The sequence below is a fragment of the Nocardia cyriacigeorgica GUH-2 genome, assembly GCF_000284035.1.
Lineage (GTDB): Bacteria > Actinomycetota > Actinomycetes > Mycobacteriales > Mycobacteriaceae > Nocardia > Nocardia cyriacigeorgica_B.
This window is the reverse complement of record NC_016887.1, coordinates 3,950,103-3,969,459: the sequence shown is the minus strand read 5'-3', so window position 1 is coordinate 3,969,459 and position 19,357 is coordinate 3,950,103. Positions and strand designations below refer to the sequence as shown.

Annotated in this window: 14 protein-coding genes and 2 CRISPR repeat arrays; of the genes, 11 read left to right on the top strand and 3 right to left on the bottom strand. The window is 67.2% G+C overall.

What is annotated here, in order from left to right; translation table 11 throughout:
- Window positions 1–6 precede the first annotated feature (6 nt).
- Complete coding sequence (gene ruvB / locus NOCYR_RS17880; RefSeq protein WP_014351807.1) at window positions 7–1,083, top strand: Holliday junction branch migration DNA helicase RuvB; 1,077 nt, start codon at window positions 7–9, stop codon at window positions 1,081–1,083.
- A 34-nt stretch (window positions 1,084–1,117) separates the two neighbouring features.
- Here ruvB and NOCYR_RS30820 read toward each other — a convergent pair whose 3' ends face one another.
- The gene (locus tag NOCYR_RS30820; protein WP_014351806.1) at window positions 1,118–1,696 is read right to left on the bottom strand and encodes a DivIVA domain-containing protein; all 579 of its coding nucleotides are present in this window, start codon (window positions 1,694–1,696) and stop codon (window positions 1,118–1,120) included.
- Window positions 1,697–1,757: 61 nt separating this feature from the next.
- On the bottom strand, window positions 1,758–2,423 hold the full coding sequence (locus NOCYR_RS17870) for a TetR/AcrR family transcriptional regulator (RefSeq protein ID WP_048833493.1): 666 nt from the start codon (window positions 2,421–2,423) through the stop codon (window positions 1,758–1,760).
- 36 nt (window positions 2,424–2,459) lie between these two features.
- Between NOCYR_RS17870 and NOCYR_RS17865 the strand changes: the two genes are divergently transcribed.
- The 6 genes from NOCYR_RS17865 to NOCYR_RS17840 all read left to right on the top strand — a co-directional run bounded on the left by NOCYR_RS17865 (window position 2,460) and on the right by NOCYR_RS17840 (window position 9,907).
- On the top strand, window positions 2,460–3,950 hold the full coding sequence (locus NOCYR_RS17865) for a flavin-containing monooxygenase (protein ID WP_014351804.1): 1,491 nt from the start codon (window positions 2,460–2,462) through the stop codon (window positions 3,948–3,950).
- 184 nt (window positions 3,951–4,134) lie between these two features.
- On the top strand, window positions 4,135–4,491 hold the full coding sequence (yajC, locus tag NOCYR_RS17860; RefSeq protein WP_014351803.1) for a preprotein translocase subunit YajC: 357 nt from the start codon (window positions 4,135–4,137) through the stop codon (window positions 4,489–4,491).
- Between the two features lie 109 nt (window positions 4,492–4,600).
- Window positions 4,601–6,361 (top strand): protein translocase subunit SecD, encoded by a 1,761-nt coding sequence (gene secD / locus NOCYR_RS17855; protein WP_014351802.1) that lies wholly within the window; start codon window positions 4,601–4,603, stop codon window positions 6,359–6,361.
- Entirely contained in the window at window positions 6,358–7,548 is a 1,191-nt protein-coding gene (secF, locus tag NOCYR_RS17850) for a protein translocase subunit SecF (protein ID WP_014351801.1), read from the top strand. The genes secD and secF overlap by 4 nt, the downstream gene beginning before the upstream one ends.
- 17 nt (window positions 7,549–7,565) lie before the next feature.
- On the top strand, window positions 7,566–9,296 hold the full coding sequence (locus NOCYR_RS17845; RefSeq protein ID WP_048833492.1) for an ABC transporter substrate-binding protein: 1,731 nt from the start codon (window positions 7,566–7,568) through the stop codon (window positions 9,294–9,296).
- A 38-nt stretch (window positions 9,297–9,334) separates the two neighbouring features.
- The gene (locus NOCYR_RS17840) at window positions 9,335–9,907 is read left to right on the top strand and encodes an adenine phosphoribosyltransferase (RefSeq protein ID WP_014351799.1); all 573 of its coding nucleotides are present in this window, start codon (window positions 9,335–9,337) and stop codon (window positions 9,905–9,907) included.
- An 82-nt stretch (window positions 9,908–9,989) separates the two neighbouring features.
- A CRISPR array of direct repeats spans window positions 9,990–10,565; the repeat unit is 29 nt; unit sequence GTGCTCCCCGCACGCGCGGGGATGAGCCC.
- 309 nt (window positions 10,566–10,874) lie between these two features.
- Here the strand turns inward: NOCYR_RS17840 and NOCYR_RS17835 are convergent.
- The gene (locus tag NOCYR_RS17835) at window positions 10,875–12,338 is read right to left on the bottom strand and encodes an AAA family ATPase (protein ID WP_014351798.1); all 1,464 of its coding nucleotides are present in this window, start codon (window positions 12,336–12,338) and stop codon (window positions 10,875–10,877) included.
- Between the two features lie 462 nt (window positions 12,339–12,800).
- Window positions 12,801–13,134: a CRISPR direct-repeat array (repeat unit 29 nt; unit sequence GCGCTCCCCGCACGCGCGGGGATGAGCCC).
- A 439-nt stretch (window positions 13,135–13,573) separates the two neighbouring features.
- On the opposite strand from NOCYR_RS17835, the gene NOCYR_RS17830 reads away from it, so the two are divergent.
- The 4 genes from NOCYR_RS17830 (at window position 13,574) to NOCYR_RS17815 (ending at window position 19,116) form a co-directional block, all read left to right on the top strand.
- A complete protein-coding gene (locus NOCYR_RS17830) occupies window positions 13,574–13,861 on the top strand; it encodes a type VII secretion target (protein ID WP_014351797.1) in 288 nt (95 codons plus the stop codon).
- Window positions 13,861–15,711 carry an alpha/beta hydrolase gene (locus tag NOCYR_RS17825; RefSeq protein WP_014351796.1) on the top strand — a complete coding sequence of 617 codons (1,851 nt, stop codon included), beginning with the start codon at window positions 13,861–13,863 and terminating at the stop codon, window positions 15,709–15,711. The genes NOCYR_RS17830 and NOCYR_RS17825 overlap by 1 nt, the downstream gene beginning before the upstream one ends.
- The gene (locus tag NOCYR_RS17820; RefSeq protein ID WP_148280677.1) at window positions 15,708–16,217 is read left to right on the top strand and encodes a hypothetical protein; all 510 of its coding nucleotides are present in this window, start codon (window positions 15,708–15,710) and stop codon (window positions 16,215–16,217) included. Before NOCYR_RS17825 ends, NOCYR_RS17820 begins: the two co-directional genes overlap by 4 nt.
- Window positions 16,218–16,704: 487 nt before the next feature.
- Window positions 16,705–19,116, top strand: a complete 2,412-nt coding sequence (locus NOCYR_RS17815) for a RelA/SpoT family protein (protein WP_014351794.1) — start codon at window positions 16,705–16,707, stop codon at window positions 19,114–19,116.
- Window positions 19,117–19,357: the final 241 nt, after the last annotated feature.

The following is a 19,357-nucleotide window of genomic DNA, read 5'->3' as shown; positions in this document are numbered from 1 at the left end:
GCCCGCATGGAATACGACGACGAGCAGTCACCGGTCGACGCCCATTTCTCCAGTGCCGACGGCGATATCGAGACCAGCCTGCGCCCGAAGTCGCTGGACGATTTCATCGGCCAGCCGCGGGTGCGGGAACAGTTGGCGCTGGTGCTGCGCGGTGCCCGCGGACGTGGCGGCACCCCCGATCACATCCTGCTGTCGGGTCCGCCCGGCCTCGGCAAGACCAGCATGGCGATGATCATCGCCGCCGAACTCGGTACCGCCCTGCGCATCACCTCCGGTCCCGCCCTCGAACGCGCGGGCGATCTGGCGGCCATGCTGAGCAATCTGGTCGAAGGCGATGTGCTGTTCATCGACGAGATCCACCGGATGGCGCGCCCCGCCGAGGAAATGCTGTATCTGGCGATGGAGGATTTCCGCGTCGACGTCGTCGTCGGCAAGGGCCCGGGCGCCACCTCGATCCCGCTCGACATCGCACCGTTCACCCTGGTCGGCGCCACCACCCGGTCCGGCGCGCTGACCGGCCCGCTGCGCGACCGCTTCGGCTTCACCGGTCACATGGACTTCTATGAACCCGGCGAACTGCTCGGCATCCTGCAACGCTCGGCGCGCATCCTCGGGGTGGAGATCGACCACGACGCCGCCGCCGAGATCGCTGGGCGCTCGCGCGGCACCCCGCGCATCGCCAACCGCCTGCTGCGCCGGGTCCGCGACTACGCCGAGGTCCGCGCCGACGGCCGCATCACCCGTCCGATCGCCGCCGCCGCGCTCGAGGTCTACGACGTCGACGTGCTCGGGCTCGACCGGCTCGACCGGGCCGTACTCGGCGCACTGGTCCGCGGATTCGGCGGCGGACCGGTCGGCGTCTCGACGCTCGCGGTCGCGGTGGGGGAGGAGGCGGCCACCGTCGAAGAGGTGTGTGAACCGTTCCTGGTCCGCGCCGGCATGATCGCGCGCACCCCGCGCGGGCGCGTCGCGACGGCCACGGCGTGGGAGCATCTCGGGCTGGTGCCGCCGCCGGATCTGGTCTTCGGATCGATCGAAGTCCGTGGGCGCGAACCACATCCGACGCTGGACCTGTTCGACTGAAAGCGAGCCGCGCAAGGACAGCAGGCGGGACGACTCAGCGCAGCCCGGCAGGCTGCTGCAACGCCGTGATCACCAGATCCAAGAAAGCATCCACCTCATCGCGCTGATAACCGCGCACACCCAGCCGCGCCACCGTGAACCGCACCGCACGCACATCGTCGACGGTCAGGCTGCCCGGCCCGTCGTGTGCCAGCGTCGCCGCGACCAGATCGAGAAAGGCGTCCACCTCCTCGATGTGATATCCGCGCTGTTCCAGCGGCGCGGGGGTGAACCGCATCCGGTGCACATCCGCCGGCGTCAGCAATCGCGCCGGCGCGGGTCCCGGCGCCGCCGCGGGCACCGGACGCACCCCACGCTGCCGGTACTCGAGTTCGGCATGTACCCGGTCGAGGAACTCGTCGACCTGTTCGGCGCGATAGCCGCGACGGCCACCGCGCGGGGCGCCGAAACTGACCTGGCGCAGATCGTCGGCGGTGAGCCCGCCGCTACCGCCCAGGGTGGCGGCGACGAGCTCGAGGAATGCGTCGACCTCGTCGGTGTGGTAGCCGCGAAGTCCGGGCGGGGTCAAGGCGAACGTCGTCCGTCCGACATCCTCGGGAGTCACGGCCGTCATTGTGACAGGAGCTCTGCCGGATTACCGTGCTTCGGGCCAGTTTTCGGGCGCGGACCCCGGATCAGGGCTTGCGCACGCCCTCGATCAGCAGCCGCCGGATCGCCTCGTTCAATGCCGCGATACCGGCCTCGTCCATCTCGCGCAGGCCGTGCACGACGCCGGCCATCAGCATGCCGGTGACCGCGCGCGCGGTGTTGACGGTGTCGAGATCCTCCCGCAGATAACCCAATTCGACGCCGTGCTCGAGATAGCCCGCGGTCAGCATGTCGGCCGTGTCGAGCAGGCCGTACAACCGCTCGGTGAGCTCGTCGTCGATGCCGGTGGCGTGGAACAGCAGTAGCTGCGCCACCCGGCGGTCCTCGATCAGGATGCGGGTCAGCGCGGTGCCGATGCGGTCGAGCTGCTCGCGGTATTCGTCCAGGCTGGTGGCCGCGTCTGGGGCGTTCTCGGTGCCGAGCGCCTCGATGATGCGGGCCGCCAGATCGTCGATGACGTGGTCGATGATGTCGCGTTTATTGCTGAAGTACCGGTAGAAGGTGCCGTGCCCGATCCCGAGGTGCGTGGCGATATCGGCGATCCCGGTCGCGTGATAGCCCTTCTCGGCAAAACACACGAAGGCGGTATCAATGATCTCTCGGCGCAGTTCGGCCTTACGTCGTTCGGCCCGCGTGGATGGCTTCGTCACACCTGCGATGATACTGTCGTCACAAACGGAATGATGTGTCATTCCCGGAGAGTCGGTTCAGAATGCAGGAGGTTCGACGTGGCGCCTCAGTTCGATGCGATCGTGGTCGGTGCGGGTTTCGGCGGAATGGGAGCGGGCATCGAGCTCGACCGGCTCGGCCTGAGTAATTTCGTCATCCTGGAGCGGGAGGACGATCTGGGCGGCACCTGGCATGTGAATCGCTACCCGGGCCTGGCCGTCGATATCGCCTCGGTGACCTACTCGTACTCCTTCGAACCCAATCCGTACTGGTCACGGCTGTTCGCGCCGGGCGCGGAGCTGAAGAAGTACGCCGAACACGTGGCCGGCAAATACGGCCTGCGCCGTCGGATGCGGTTCGGCACCACCGTCGACGGCGCCCGCTGGGACGAGGAAGACCAGCAGTGGGTGGTCTCCATCGCCGGCGGTGAGACGCTCACCGCGCGCTACCTGCTCGCGGCCACCGGCTTCCTGTCCCAGCCCTACACCCCGCCGTTCCCGGGCATCGACTCGTTCGAGGGCACGATTCTGCACACCACGGCCTGGGACGACTCCATTGATCTCACCGACCGCAAGGCCGCCGTCATCGGTACCGGCGCCACCGGCGTGCAGCTGGTACCCGAGGTGGCCAAGAAGGTTCGCGAGCTGACCGTCTTCCAGCGCACCCCGATCTGGGTGGTGCCCAAGGTCGACGCGCCGATTCCCGAGCCGGTGCAGAAGCTGTTCGCCGCCGCGCCGGTCACCCAGAAGGCCGCCCGCCTGGTCAACACCAGCATGCTCGAGGCGCTGATGGTGGTCGGTGTGCTGCACTTCCGGCAGGCCAAGCTGATGAACAAGGGTGCGGCGCTGCTGGCCAAGGCGCACCTGCGCGCCCAGGTCCGCGATCCCGAGATCCGCAAGCAGCTCACGCCGGACTACGACTTCGGCTGCAAGCGCCCCACCTTCTCCAACCACTACTTCAAGACGTTCAACCAGCCGCATGTGCGGCTGGAGACGAACTCGATCGAGCGCATCGAACCCGACGGCATCGTCACCGCCGACGGCCACAAGACCGAGATCGACACCCTCATCCTGGCCACCGGCTTCAACCTGTGGGATGTGAACTTCCCGGCCATCGAGATCATCGGCCGCGACGGGGTGAATCTCGGAAAGTTCTGGCGCGACAACAGGTTCCAGGCCTACGAGGGCATCACGGTGCCCAAGTTCCCCAACTTCCTCAGCCTCAACAGCCCCTACTCCTACAGCGGCCTGTCCTACTTCACCACCATCGAGGCGCAGATGAAGCACATGGGCAGGCTGTTCGGCGAACTGTTCCGGCGCGGCGAAACCACCTTCGAGGTCACCGAGCGCGCCAACACCGAGTTCCTCGACCGGGTCACCAGCAAGCTCGACGATTCGGTGTTCTACGGCGGCAGCTGCTCCACCGCGCGCAGCTACTACTTCAACCAGCACGGTGAAGCCGCCCTGTTGCGCCCGACCAGCACCATCAACGCGCATCGGGAAGCGGTGAGCTTCCCGCTCGACGATTACGTCTACGGCCGCAGCGCCTGAGGTTCGGCCGAGAGCGGGTCCCGCGACCGGCGAATCTGTCGCGGGGCCCGCCGCCGCGCGCTACGGTGGCCGATGGCGCGCACGTCCTTCGGAGGGTGTGCGGGTGCGGTGCCGGTGACCAGAACTGGCAGACTGTGTGAGTACCTGTCCATTCCCACCCACAGACTAGGGACTGACTTCGACGATGGAACTGCTGTTTCCGCTGCTGCTGGTAGCCCTGCTCGTGCCGATGTTCCTCGGCGTCCGCCGCCAGAAGCGGGAGGCCGAGAAGGTCGCCGCCATGCAGGACGGCCTGAAGGTCGGCGACCAGGTGATCACCACGTCGGGTCTGTACGGCACCGTGGTCGAGGTCGATGACACGACCGTCGATCTCGAGATCGCCGAGGAGGTCGTCACCACCTGGCTGCGTCAGGCGATCCGCGAGGTTCGCGTCGACGACGAGGCCGAGGCGACGACTGGTGACACCGACGCCGACGAGGCGCCCGGTACCACCACCGAGGAAACCGCCGAGCAGACCGAAACCCGGCTGACCAAGGACTGACCGTCCGCTCATGCGCCGGCTGCCGACCGCGGTGAACCGCACGGCACCCGGCCTCATCGGCGTGTGCCCGCCTGTTCCACCTCGACTTCCGCCTAGGAGATGACCAACTGTGCCACCTTCCCAGGGATCGGCGCATCCGTTCCGGTTGCTCGGTGTCTATGCCGCGCTACTGGCCGTGATCTACGCGCTGGTGTTCTTCACCGGTGACAAATCCCCGACACCGAAGCTCGGCATCGACCTGCAGGGTGGCACCCGGGTCACGCTGACCGCCCGCACTCCCGACGGCAGCAAGCCCAGCCAGGACAGCCTGAAGCAGGCCCAGGGCATCATCGAGAACCGCGTCAACGGTCTCGGCGTCTCGGGCTCCGAGGTCGTCATCGACGGCGACAATCTGGTGATCACCGTGCCCGGCGACGACAGCCAGCAGGCGCGTTCGCTGGCCACCACCGCCAAGCTCTACATCCGGCCGGTCTTGCAGGCCGCGCCCGCACCGGGTAGCGCCCCGGCGCCGCAGCCGGGTCAGGGCACCCAGCCGCCGGCCACCGGCACGCCGGGCCAGGCCCCCGCACCGACCGGCGCGGCACCCGCACCAGACGGCACCGCGCCCGAATCGAACGGCACCGCGCCCGCGCCGGCCACCGGTCAGGCTCCGGCACCGCAGAACCGGGTCTTCCCGGCTCAGGCACCGACCGAGCCGAGCCCGTCGCCCGAACCCGCGCCGCCCGCCGACCAGGCCGATCTCACGCCGCAGGAACGCACGCAGCAGGAGATCGCGGCCGCGAAGGCGCTGCGCCAGAGCGAGGATCCGGCGACCCAGCAGGCCGCGATGGCGGCGATGGATTGCAGCAAGCCCGACCCGCTGGCCGGTAACGACGATCCCACCAAACCGCTGGTCACCTGTGCGACCGACGGCAGCGAGGTCTACCTGCTCGGCCCCAGCCGCATCGACGGCCAGGAGATCAAGGACGCGACCTCCGGCCTCAACCAGCAGCAGGCGCGCCACGAGGTCACCCTGGAATTCAAGTCCAGCGGTTCCGACGCGTGGGCCGACCTCACCGGTGAGTACGTCTACAAGCGGGTGGCGTTCGTGCTCGACTCGCAGGTCGTCAGCGCGCCGGTGGTGCAGCAGGGCCCGCAGCAGGGTGGCAGCACCCAGATCTCGGGCAACTTCACCGCCTCCAGCGCCAAGGAACTGGCCAACACCCTGAAGTACGGTTCGCTGCCGCTGTCGTTCCAGACCTCCGAAGCCGAGACCGTCTCCGCGACGCTGGGTCTGTCGTCGCTGCGCGCGGGTCTTATCGCCGGCGCCATCGGCATGATCGTGGTGCTGCTGTACTGCCTGCTCTACTACCGCATGCTCGGCTTCCTGGCCGGGTTGTCGCTGGTCGCCGCCGGTGTCGCCGTCTACGGCTTGATCGTGCTGCTCGGCCGCTGGATCGGGTTCACCCTCGACCTGGCCGGTATCGCCGGTCTGATCATCGGTATCGGTATGACCGCCGACTCGTTCGTGGTGTTCTTCGAACGCATCAAGGACGAGATGCGCGAGGGTCGCAGCTTCCGGTCCGCGGTGCCACGCGGCTGGGCCCGCGCCCAGCGCACCAACCTCTCGGGTAAGACGGTCAGCCTCATCGCCGCCGTCGTGCTCTACATCCTGGCCGCCGGACAGGTCAAGGGCTTCGCCTTCACCCTCGGCCTCACCACCGTGCTCGACGTCATCGTGCTCTACCTGGTCACCGCGCCGCTGATGATGCTGGCGTCGCGCTCGCCGTACTGGGCCAAGCCGTCGGTGAACGGACTCGGTGTGATCCAGCAGATTGCCAGGGAACGCGGCGCCGGCGGACCGGCGCTGGTGAAGGAGACCGCACGATGAGCACCTCGAGCCCGACCCTGGAACCCGACGCCCCCAACCGGGCGCCGGCCCCGCGGCACAGCTTCTTCGAACGCCTCTACACCGGCACCGGTGGCTTCGAGATCGTCGGCCGCAGGCGGCTGTTCTACACCCTGAGCGCGATCTTCCTGCTGCTGTCGATCCTGAGCATCGGCTTGCGCGGGTTCACCCTCGGCATCGACTTCGCCGGTGGTTCGCGCATCCAGCTGCCCGCCGGTGACACCGTCACCACCCAGCAGGTCGAAGACGTCTACACCGAGACCATCGGGCACGAACCGGTGACGGTGCAGAAGGTCGGCTCCGGCGCTTCGGCGACCATCCAGGTCCGCTCGGAGACGCTGAACGCCGAACAGACCGCGGCGTTGCAGTCGGCGCTGTTCGACGAATTCCAGCCCAAGAACGCCGACGGCGAGGTGACGCGCAACGCGATCAGCATCGCCGAGATCAGCGAGACCTGGGGTAGCCAGATCACCCGGCAGGCGGTGATCGCGCTGCTGGTGTTCGTGGTGCTGACGATGATCTATATCGCGATCCGCTTCGAACGCGATATGTCCATCGCCGCGATCGCCTCGCTGTTCTTCAACCTCATCGTCACCGCGGGCATCTATTCGCTGGTCGGTTTCGAGGTGACCCCGGCCGCGGTGATCGGTCTGCTGACCATCCTCGGCTTCGTGCTCTACGACAACGTCGTGGTGTTCGACAAGGTCGAAGAGAACACCCGCGGCGTGCTGCACACGACCCGGCGCACCTACGCCGAACAGGCCAACCTGGCCGCCAACCAGACCCTGATGCGCTCGATCAACACCACCGTCATCGGCATTCTGCCGATCATCGGCATGCTGGTCATCGCGGTGTGGCTGCTCGGCGTGGGCACGCTGAAGGATCTGGCGCTGGTGCAGCTGGTCGGCATGATCGTCGGCGCGTACTCGTCGATCTTCTTCGCCGTGCCGGTGCTGGTCTCGATCAAGGAACGCTTCGGTCCGGTGGCCGCGCACACCAAGAAGGTGCTGGCCAAGCGCTCGGGTGCGGGCGCCAAGGCCGGGGCGGGCGCCCGCCGCGCCGCACCGGCCGGTGGTCGCGACACCGCCGAAACGCCGCGGCGCACCCGCGACACCGGGCCGCGGCCCGGAGCCCGGCCGAGCGGAAAACGACACCGGAAGAACCACTGACGACAGGGGGTCGGGTCATGCGAGAGCCGCGAGGATTCCGGCGCCGGCCACATCGTCTGCTCGCGGCCGCGGCCGCTGCGGCGGTGGCGGCCGGGCTGGTGGCCGGATGTTCGAGTGAGAGCCAGGTCCCGTCCATCGGATTCGCCGTCGACGCGGCCGTCGCCAGCTACAACGGCGGCAGCACGCTCGGCGCGAGCACCGGCGCCACCGCGGTGTTCGGGCGGGTGCTGACCGGCTTCTTCTACACCGGTCCCGACGGCCAGCAGGTCGCCGACACCGACGTCGGCACCGCCAAGGAGGTGCCGGGGGAGTCGCAGACCATCCAGTACCGGCTCAACCCCGACGGCGTGTACTCCGACGGCGTGCCGACCTCCTGCGATGATCTGGTGCTGGCCTGGGCGGCCCGCAGCGGCCGGTTCACCCGGCCCGGCGACGTCGGCCCGGTCCCGCTGTTCGACGCCGCGAGCACCGCCGGGTACGAGGACATCGAGCGGATCGAATGCCTTCCCGGCTCCAAGGACGCGACCGTCGTTTTCCGGCCCGACCGCCGGTACCTGCCGTGGCGCAATCTGTTCACCGCCGGTGAGCTGATGCCCGCGCATATCGCGGCGCAGGCGGCGAACGTGCCGAATGTGGTCTCGGCGATGCAGTCCGGGGATCCGAGCGCCATCCAGCGGCTGGCCGACTTCTGGAACAGCGGCTGGACGCTGACGCCCGGTGAGCTGGATCCGAGTCGGTTCCCGTCGTCGGGGCCGTACCGGATCGAATCGTTCACCGAGGACGAGGGTCTGGTCCTGGTGGCCAACGGACGCTGGTGGGGCAACAAGCCGGAGACCGGGCGCGTGGTGGTCTGGCCCAAGTCGACGGATCTGGCGGCCAAGGTGGCCGAGGGCGCGGTGAGCGTGATCGATATCGGGACCGGCTCGGTGCCCGGGCTGGACCTCGGTGGTTTCTCGGTCCAGCAGGTGCCCGGTCGTGGCGTCGAGCAACTGGTGCTGTCCACCGGCGGTGCGCTCGGCTCGGTCGAGGCTCGGCGCGCCTTCGCCTCCTGCGTACCGCGCCAGGCGCTGTTCGACGAACTCGGCAAGGTCCCGGAGCCCCCGGAATCCGGTCTCGGCTCCGCGCCACTGAATTCCCGTATCGTCCAACAGGATTCGCTCTTCTACTCGGCGGTCACCGGCGCTGCCGACCCGTATCGCACCGTCGACGTGGAGGGTTCGAAGGCGGCGCTGGCGGCCGCCGGTAGCCCGGCACTGACCGTCCGCATCGGCTATCAGACCCCTGACGACCGCCGCGCCCGCACGGTCGCCAAGATCGCTGAATCCTGCAAACCCGCAGGTATCACCGTCGTCGACGCCGGCGCCCCCGATTTCCGCCCGGCACAGCTGGCCGCCGGCGCGGTCGACGCCGTGCTCGGCAGCACCGCGAGCGTGCCCGGCCCCGCGGGCTCGCTCGACGGCGTGGCCGCGACCAGCGCGTTGCGGACCGGTAGCGGGCTGAATTTCGGGCGATTCGGCAACGGCCGTTACGATGCGATCACCGATCAGCTTGCGGCCGACGACAACTCGACCACACGGCTGAATCTGCTCACCGAGGCCGAGAGCCTGCTGTGGGCGCAGCTGCCGAGCATCCCGTTGTTCGCCACGCCGCGCACCGTCGCCTTCGGCAACGGTTTGCAGAACGGCATCGCGGCCCCCACCCAGGCGGGTACCGGTTGGAACATGGACCGGTGGGTACTGAAGCGGTGACATGGTGTTGTGGGTGATGTGACTATGGAGAGGTGTCGATGAGCAAGCACGCGGCGATCGAATCCGACGACGCAGTCGCCGAGCGGACCAGCAAGGCCGCGCAGTTGGTCGAGCGGATGACCCGCTGGTGCGATGACTTCCCGGAGCCCGGCGTCCGCTTCGCCGACCTCACCCCCGTCTTCGCCGACCCCGAAGGCTTCCGCACCGTCATCGACTGCCTCGCCGCCAGCGCCCCCGACGCCGACCTGGTAGCCGCCGTCGACGCCCGCGGCTTCCTCCTCGGCGCGGGCGTCGCCGCCACCCTCGGCACCGGCGTCATCGCCGTCCGCAAAGCAGGCAAGTTGCCGCCGCCGGTCGTCACCCGCGAATACGACCTCGAATACGGCAAAGCCGCCCTCGAAATCCCCGCCGACGGCGTAGCCCTGACCGGCCGCCGAGTCCTGCTCCTCGACGACGTCCTCGCCACCGGCGGCACCCTCGCCGCCGCCGCCGACCTCTTCACCCAGGCCGGCGCCGAAATCGTGGCGGCCGCGGTGGTGCTGGAGCTGGAATCGCTCGGCGGGCGGAAGCGTCAGGGGAGCTATCCGCTGACGGCGATCGTCACGGTCTGAACACACTTCGCACTGGGCCGCGGAGGCGACGAAAGTGAACGAAATTCCGCCTGCTGGTGGGTAAAGTTCCTGTTCAGGAAGTGTGCTCCCCGCACGCGCGGGGATGAGCAGCGAGCCGGTGCAGTAGAACTTGGTGCCGTCGTGCTCCCCGCACGCGCGGGGATGAGCCCGTGGACCTCATCGTCGACAGCAGCGACACACCGTGCTCCCCGCACGCGCGGGGATGAGCCCGAGTCGATCCGGGCTTGTGTTTCGCGAATCCGGTGCTCCCCGCACGCGCGGGGATGAGCCCGACCCGCAAGGTCGTCACCGACAGCGGTGTCGGTGCTCCCCGCACGCGCGGGGATGAGCCCTGGCATCGGTCCTCGACTCGATGGCCGTGTCAGTGCTCCCCGCACGCGCGGGGATGAGCCCAACTGACCGGGGTATGGCTGCGGGCCTCCCGAGTGCTCCCCGCACGCGCGGGGATGAGCCCCTCGACGCCCGCCACGCTGTCATCACCGCCATGTGCTCCCCGCACGCGCGGGGATGAGCCCTCGCGGCCAGCCGCAGCGAGCGGGAGGCCGACGTGCTCCCCGCACGCGCGGGGATGAGCCCCTGCTGCCGGACACGATGATCGACGACGTCGAATGCTCCCCGCACGCGTGGGGATGAGCCCAATGTGTGCGATGCTGTGAGGCATGGACCAGCGTGCTCCCACACGTGCGGGGATGAGCCCAAGCCAGACCGCCTGTATATGACATTGCTCGCGTGCTTCCCGCAGGCGCGGGGGATGAGCCCGCGGTGGTGGGCTGCCCGGACGCCGTCGGTGCGCGCGGGATGAGTCCTCCCATTGAGGGCGAGGGGTGCTCCTCGCTCGCGCCGGGAGGATCCGAACTGGAGCGTGCCGGAGAAGACCGCGTGTTTCCGGTGTCCGCGGGCATGATCGGCTTCAGTGCGTGAGCGCCCCTGTGCCGTAGCAACCGTCCTATCCGTAGAGCTCCGGCAGCCCGATCAGTGAGATATCGGAGTCCGCCGCTGCATCCGTCGCCTTGCCGTTGAAACCGGCGCCGCTGAACAGGATCAGCCGAGTGCGGCGGGTGTCGTAGCGGCCGGTCTTTTCGATGAGGGTGCGGATATGCCGGAGGCGGTCGATGTGGGCCTGGCCCATGGTGTCGTTCCATTTTGCTTCGCCGATCGCCAGCAGCGGGGGTTTCCCGCCGTCGCTGAGACCGATAACGGCAACGTCGATTTCGTGGTTCGTACGGGTTGCGGGGTCGTGGACGAGGCCATGCCCGACTCGTGCTGGCAGTTCACCGAACAGTTCCGGATCGGCGTGATGCAAGGACCACTCGCGGCAGATCTGTTCGAAGTGCGGTCCCAGCACGTTGCTGGTGAAGCGGTGTCGGCTGGCCCGCCACACGCGGTGTGCACTCCCGGGACGTTCCAGCTGATCCCAGACCGGGCGCATGATGGCGTGATAGAAGGCGACCAGCGGTTCGGTGATGCGGTACGCCGACCGGTTCTGCCGGAAGACGTCGGCGTCCCTACGCAAGAGACCGACGTCTTCGAGCACATTGATCGGATGGGTTAGGTCGGCGGCCCTGCGTTCGAGGTAGCCGGCGATCCCGCCACGGGTCGCGTTCCCGTTCGCAACTGCACCGAGCACCGATAGGTACAGGCCCGCGTCCCGTAGATCGGGCTCTTCGGCCAAGAGATAGCGGGGCTCCCGGAACAGTGGCGTTTCGGGATTCAACACGGTTCGCTCGACCCACGAATCGAAGTCTGCTGCGTCAGCAGGCACATCGCCGCGAGCGAATTCCCTTCGGTAAGCGGGAGTTCCGCCGACAATCGCATTGACGCGAACCGCTAAGAGTGGATCGGTGATGTCCCAGAACTGGGCGGCCAGCCGATAGTCGAGCGGCCGCACGAGCAACTCGAGGCCTGCTCGGCCGCGCAACGGGGCGCTGCCGGAGAGCAGCTTGCCCATGAACGACAGCGCGGAGCCGCACAGCAGCAGTCGGGTCCGCGAGGTAGCGCGCTGCCCGCGCAGGGGCCGGAACGCTTCCTGGATGATCGACGGAAGCTCCGGATTGGCTTTCGCCAGGTAGGGGAATTCGTCGATCACCACCGGAACCGGACCTTTGTCCCCCAATCCGAGCAGCGCATCGATCACCTCAGCCCAGTGGGCGAAGTGGAACGGGCTCGCCGGCCGCAGATGTTCGGTCAATGCGCTGCTGATCCGTCGCAGCGACTCGGCATCGGCTGCCTCGGTAGCGCCGAAGTAGAACCCGCCCGCCGCCTGGCACATCGCTTCGAGCAGAAACGTCTTGCCTTGCCTGCGCCGGCCAGAGACGACCCCGAGTGTTGCGCCGGCCCGATCGTCGGACACGAAACGGGAGAGCGCGGACCACTCGTGATCGCGGTCGAACATGTCCACGGGTTTGTCCACTACGACTCCATTAATAGAGTTACAGTTTTAAGAACTATACCTCTTAAAGCGAGAAGTTTTGTTCGCCGCGCAGGGGTGTGCCCGGCGGTCACTGCCCGGTGTGGCTGCTGTCGGGGTTCATCCAACGGTCCGGATCGATCCATGCGTGTGGGTCCGCGACTTCCAGGCTGCGCATCGGCGCTGATCGGCTATGCCGTATCAGCCGCTATCCGGGGAACGGATCTGTGCTGTTCCGTGCGCGGCGAATACCCTCACGCTAGACATGTAGCCGGACTCGGTGACGGATGCATGTCGGATCGTCGTCAATGTGGGCAAAGTTGTGCTGGAGGTTGAAACGTCGGTGGGCTGAGACGGCAGGGTGTCGGTCGATGGTTGTCTGGGCTGGATTCGCTGGTGGACTGCGGAGGTGGAAAAGTGAACGAAATTCCCGTTGAGGGTGGGTAGAGTGCCTGGTCAGGAAGTGCGCTCCCCGCACGCGCGGGGATGAGCCCGCCCGGTTGTAGACGTTGGTGTCGGACAGAATGCGCTCCCCGCACGCGCGGGGATGAGCCCAGCAAGGCGCCCCGACCAACCCGGCCGGGGCGGCGCTCCCCGCACGCGCGGGGATGAGCCCAGCATGAACCTCGACACGGCAGTCCAGGAGTTGCGCTCCCCGCACGCGCGGGGATGAGCCCCCCGACTCACCCAACAAGATCGACGCCGCTGTGCGCTCCCCGCACGCCCGGGGATGAGCCCTGAGCATGCTCGAACAACACCAGGTACTCACCGCGCTCCCCGCAGGTGCGGGGATGAGCCCATGGTGGCGGTCCGAGTCGAGGCCGAGTTCGGGTGCTCCCGGACGCGCTGGGATGGGCCAGGCTGCCGCGCAGCGCGGCGACACTGGCCGGGTGATCCCTGCACGCGCGGGGGATGAGCCCACCTGCAACGTCCCCCGGATGCGCCGCCACCGCGTGCTTTCCGCGTGTGCGGGGATGATTCTCAGTGACCCAGCGCAGGGTCGGGCGGTCGTGCCCCCGTGTAGGCGGTGATCATCCAGACGACGGACGAAGCTGCGGAGGCAGAACTTCGCGTACGACCCGCATCTGATTAGACGCAACTCGCGCGCATCCGGTTCCACGATTCGACGACCCGTTTGCCGCTTCTACCAGCGGTGGAGGGACGCATACGTTTCGGCTATGTTGGTCCGGCGCACGTTCCGATCCCTGGAAACTCAGGGCCCGACCGCGGGGGGATTCATGACGCTGGGAGTTGAACCCGATCAGATCAAGGCCATGGCGACATCGTGGCGGCAAGAGGCCGACGAGGTCGGCAAGCTGGCATGGTCGGCGATGGCCGAGGCGACCGGAGAGGGCAGTTCGGTACTCGCTGCGGTCCGCGGCGCCGCAGACCCGGCGAAGCAGGCCATGACGTCGATCGCCACTCGATACACCACGCTGGCGGACCTGCTGGACAAGTTCGCGGTCGATGTCGAGGCCAAGGACGCTGAGATCGGCGCCGAGATCGGAAAGCTGAGCCCCCGCTGATGCGCCCGACGATCAGCCAGCTCGAAGGCTGGAACATCGAGGGACTGCACAACGCCGCCGAGGCGGCCCGCAAGAACGCCGACATCCTCTTCACCTCTGTGAACGACGCCTCCCGCGCCATGTCCGCGGCCGGCGAATGGCACGGCCAGACCAAAGATGCCGCGGGCCGTCGTATCGACGAAGAAGTTGATCACGGGTACGAGGTGCGCAATGTCTTGCTCCGCATTGCCGACGACGCCGAGGACGCCTACCAAGGCATGAAACATGCCCGCGCCTATGTTCTCGATCAGAAGAAGCACGCAGTCGATGCCGGATTCACCGTCCACGACGACGGCAAGGTGACACACGATGATCCGGAGAAGGAAGGCGATGCCGGGGTCATCCAGATCAACATCTCCAGCGGCCTCGACGAGCTCGAGCGCCTCGACAACCAGTACGGCACGACACTGAACGATGCGCTCACCGACCTCGGTGCGATGCGCGACGGCCAGCAAGACATCACAATGCCCGACGGCACGCAGCTGGACCCGGATGCCCTCGTCACGCAGCTGGCCTCGATGTCACCCGACCAGCGCGCGACCGTCATTGCCGGTCTGAGCCCGGAAGCGCAGCGGCAGTTGGTGATCGCCGCACCGGAGAAGCTGGGCAACATGAACGGTGTGCCGTTCACCATGCGGATCGACGCGAACGAGATCAACATCCGCAATGCCCTCACCACGGAAAAGCAGAAGCCCGAGCAGGATCAGGACAAGGACCGGATCAACCAGCTCGAGGCGATGCTCGCGCCGATGCCCAACCCCCACGGCGCCGGCGTTCTGAACTCGGAGCCGCAGGCGACCGGCGCTGACGGTACGCCCCGCCGGGACATGGTCGATCGCAAGTACGTCATGTTCAGCACCGAAGGCAATGGGCGGATGATCGAAATGGTCGGCGAGATGAAAGCCGACGCACCGGGTGTCGGGGTGTATGTGCCGGGTACCAGCACCAACCTCAACGACTCCAGTCCGAATCACACCGCGGCCTGGAATCTCGCCGACCAGACCGGCGGCCCGATATTCCTCTACATGGAGGGCGATTTCCCGCAAAGCCTGGCCAGCCCGACCGATGGCGCGCCGAGCCCCAAGTTCGCCGCCGAAATGGCACCGAAGCTGGTGGACTTCGGCCGCGAGGTCGATCGCGAGGTCGCCGCGCACTCGCCCGGCACACCGGTCTCCTATGTCGGGCACTCCTACGGTGGGTCGATCGTCGGCTCCGCCGAACAACTCGGCTTGCGCGCCGACCGTGTCATACACGCCTCGTCTGCAGGTACCGGCGTGTTCGAAGGCAACTGGAACAACCCGAACCCCAACGTCCAGCGCTACTCGATGACCGCGCCCGGCGACATCATCGGCGTTGTCCAGTCCTACCCGGATGAAGGGCTCCGGCTCCCCGGCGGCATCCAGACACCCGGAAACCCGCACGCCGGCAACCCGCTCGGCGGTGATCCCGACGAGATCCCCGGCGTCACCCGACTCGACACCGGCTACTACGGCACCGAGTTCGACGGTCATAAGGCGGGCGAGGTCGTATTCGGCCCGGACGGGCACGGCAAGTACTGGGACGACCCGAAATCCGATGCGTTCAAGAACATCGTCGGTGTCATCAAGGGCACCGAGGTCACCGAGTACGTCGAACGCGGCATCGAAACCAGCTGGGTGGATGTGGGTCTCGGCGATGACGGCAACGGCGGCAAAGAAGCCTTCGACGCCGGAAAGGCGGCAACAGCCGGAAAGATGTTCGATGTCGATCCGTACTCGAACCCGCATGTGACCGACAATCCCGAGCGCGGGCAAACGATTGACGTGAAATGAGGACGACACTCTGCGCGCTTGGCGCTGCTTCGCTGCTTCTGCTTGCCGTAGGATGCGGCAGCGTGATTGATGAAGGTCCGACGAACGACGACATCAAGAACACCACGGGACTCACAGTCGAGCAGGCGGCCCGCGTCGTCTACGACAACCTGAATCTCGTTTGGCCGAACCCGGTCGAGCCGCGCCTGGACCAAGTGGGAAAAATCGGATGCCGCACCAACCCGAACTCCATGCGCAGCGAAGGGCCACCCTGGCAGGTGGAGAAAAAGATGGTCAAGGAAGACCCGTCGCCGGAGCTGGTCGAGCAGGTTCGGGCCAACCTGGATTCCTTGACCGAACGCGGTTTCGTGCTCGAGGACTTCACCATCATCGACGACCATCCGCTCGACCGCGTCTACACCAACGGCGACGGGTACGTCATCCAGAGCAGCATGGAGATCGACCGGCGGGTGACCGACATCCCGATTCTCGAGGTCGCCTCGCGTTCACCGTGCGCCGCGGAATGAGGTGAGCTGTGGGCCGTGCACGCGGCGAGTGCACCACCAAACCGATGTAATCAAGTGATGGCGAGGTCGCGACGTTGCTGTCGCCTTTAGTTGGGCGCGGGCAGATATCGCGTGGTCCGGTCGTCCGAAGTGGTCAAATTCTCGGTTACTCGCTGGTAGAGTGCCTGGTCAGGAAGTGTGCTCCCCGCGCAGGCGGTGATGATCCCGACACCAAAACCGGCATCACCATCTGGGGAAAGTGCTCCCCGCGTCGGCGGGGATGATTCGGGAGCATGGCTTTGCAGGACAGGTCTCACGGTGCGCTCCCCGCGCAGGCGGGGTTTGTTGCGGAGGCTGGTGTTCGTTGCAGCGCTAATGGTCGGCCGCGGAGATCTGTAGCGAGCTATCTACTGACCAGCGCCCGCTGCCAGCTAGGGACTACAGTTGATGGTCTGGGAGGTTGCGGTGGTCGGATGACGTTCCGGCTGCGGCGTGGAGAGGTGGTGGCATGACTCAGCATCTGGGCGAGGCGAACGTCGAGCAATCGGCTGCCTCGCGGCCCGGCGGTGTGCCGGCCACCTCGTCCGATGGTGCAGCGGGTCAGTCCGCGAAGCCCGCTAACCCAGGGCCCAATCCCGAGGTTGTGCGGCAGAGTGCGGCGGTACCGACGTCGGCGTCGCGGCGGGTGCGGGCGCGGCTGGCGCGGCGGATGACGGGGCAGCGCGGGATCGCGGCGGTCAAGCCGGTGCTCGAGCCGCTGGCGACCGTGCATCGTGAGCTGTATCCCAAGGCCAATCTGACGCTGCTGCAGCGGGCCTTCGACGTCGCCGACGAGCGGCACGCGAAGCAGTTCCGCAAATCCGGTGACCCCTACATCACCCATCCGCTGGCCGTCGCCAACATCCTGGCCGAGCTCGGTATGGACACCACCACGCTGGTCGCGGCGCTGCTGCACGACACCGTGGAGGACACCGGCTACTCCCTCGAGCAGCTCACCGCCGATTTCGGCGCCGAGGTCGCGCACCTGGTCGACGGCGTCACCAAACTGGACAAGGTCAATTTGGGTGCGGCGGCCGAGGCCGAGACCATCCGCAAGATGATCATCGCGATGGCCCGCGATCCGCGCGTGCTGGTGATCAAGGTGGCCGACCGGCTGCACAATATGCGCACCATGCGGTTCCTGCCGCCGGAGAAGCAGGCCAAGAAGGCGAAGGAGACCCTCGAGGTCATCGCGCCGCTGGCCCACCGCCTCGGCATGGCCACCGTCAAATGGGAACTCGAGGACCTCGCGTTCGCCATCCTGCATCCCAAGAAGTACGACGAGATCGTGCGCCTGGTCGCCGACCGTGCGCCATCCCGCGACACCTATCTGGCGAAGGTGCGCGCCGAGATCGTCAACACGCTGGCGGCCAGCCGGATCAACGCCATCGTCGAGGGCAGGCCCAAACACTACTGGTCGATCTACCAGAAGATGATCGTCAAGGGTAAGGACTTCGACGACATCCACGACCTGGTCGGCATCCGCATCCTGTGCGACGAGGTGCGCGACTGCTACGCCGCGGTCGGCGTGGTGCACTCGCTGTGGCAGCCGATGGCCGGGCGGTTCAAGGACTACATCGCCCAGCCGCGCTACGGCGTCTACCAATCGCTGCACACTACCGTCGTCGGCCCCGACGGCAAGCCGCTGGAAGTGCAGATCCGCACCCAGGACATGCACCGCACCGCCGAGTTCGGCATCGCCGCGCACTGGCGGTACAAGGAGACCCGCGGCAAGCATTCCAGCGATACCGCCGAGGTCGACGACATGGCGTGGATGCGCCAGCTGCTCGACTGGCAGCGGGAGGCCGCCGACCCCGCCGAATTCCTGGAGTCGCTGCGCTTCGACCTCAAAGCGCCGGAGATCTTCGTGTTCACGCCCAAGGGTGATGTGATCACGCTGCCGCAGAAATCGACCCCGGTCGACTTCGCCTACGCGGTGCACACCGAGGTCGGGCACCGTTGCATCGGCGCCCGGGTGAACGGGCGGCTGGTCGCGCTGGAACGGCAGCTGGAGAACGGCGAGGTCGTCGAGGTGTTCACCTCGAAGGCGCAGAACGCCGGGCCGAGCCGCGACTGGCAGAGCTTCGTGGTCTCCCCGCGCGCCAAGGCCAAGATCCGGCAGTGGTTCGCCAAGGAACGCCGCGAAGAGGCGCTCGAAAGCGGCAAGGAGCAGATCAACAAGGAAGTCCGCCGAGTCGGGCTGCCGTTGCAGCGGCTGATGAACGTCGACGCGATGAACGCCGTCGCCAAGGAGCTGCACTACACCGACATCTCCACGCTCTACACCGCGGTCGGTGAACACCAGGTCTCCGCCCACCACGTCGTCCAGCGGCTGATGGCCCAGCTCGGCGGCATCGGCGATGTGGAGAACGAGCTCGCCGAACGCTCCACGCCGTCGACCGTGCCGTCGCGCCAGCGCGTCTCCGGTGACGCCGGCGTGCTCATCCCCGGCGCCGAGGGCACCGTGGCCAAGCTGGCCAAATGCTGTACGCCGGTGCCCGGCGACGAGATCATGGGCTTCGTGACCCGCGGCGGCGCGGTGAGCGTGCACCGGGTCGACTGCACCAATGCCGGTTCGTTGCAGGCGCAGTCCGAGCGCATCATCGAGGTGGAGTGGGCGCCGTCGCCGTCGTCGGTGTTCCTGGTGGCCATCCAGATCGAGGCGCTCGACCGGACCCGGTTGCTCTCCGACGTGACCAAGGTGCTCGCCGACGAGAAGGTCAACATCCTGTCCGCCTCGGTCGCCACGCACGGCGACCGGGTGGCGATCAGCAAGTTCACCTTCGAGATGGGCGATCCGAAGCATCTCGGGCACATCCTGAACGTCGTGCGCAATGTCGAGGGCGTCTACGACGTCTACCGGGTGACCTCCGCCGCCTGACGCACGCCAGCGCGCTGTTCTGCCGGGCTCGGTCCGGGCCGTCCAGATGTCATGGGGGCTTGGCAAGTCCGCGGCTCCGTTCGGAAACTTTGGCACGGTTTCGAATCGCCGCGCCGTGGCGTATCCGGGACCGTGTGGTGCGCCGTGTAAACTTTCCACCGCTTCAGCGGTGATAGCCGGAATCTGTTACGGTCTATTGCGTTTCACGGCGCTAGGTAAGTTCTGCAATACGGATTGCGGG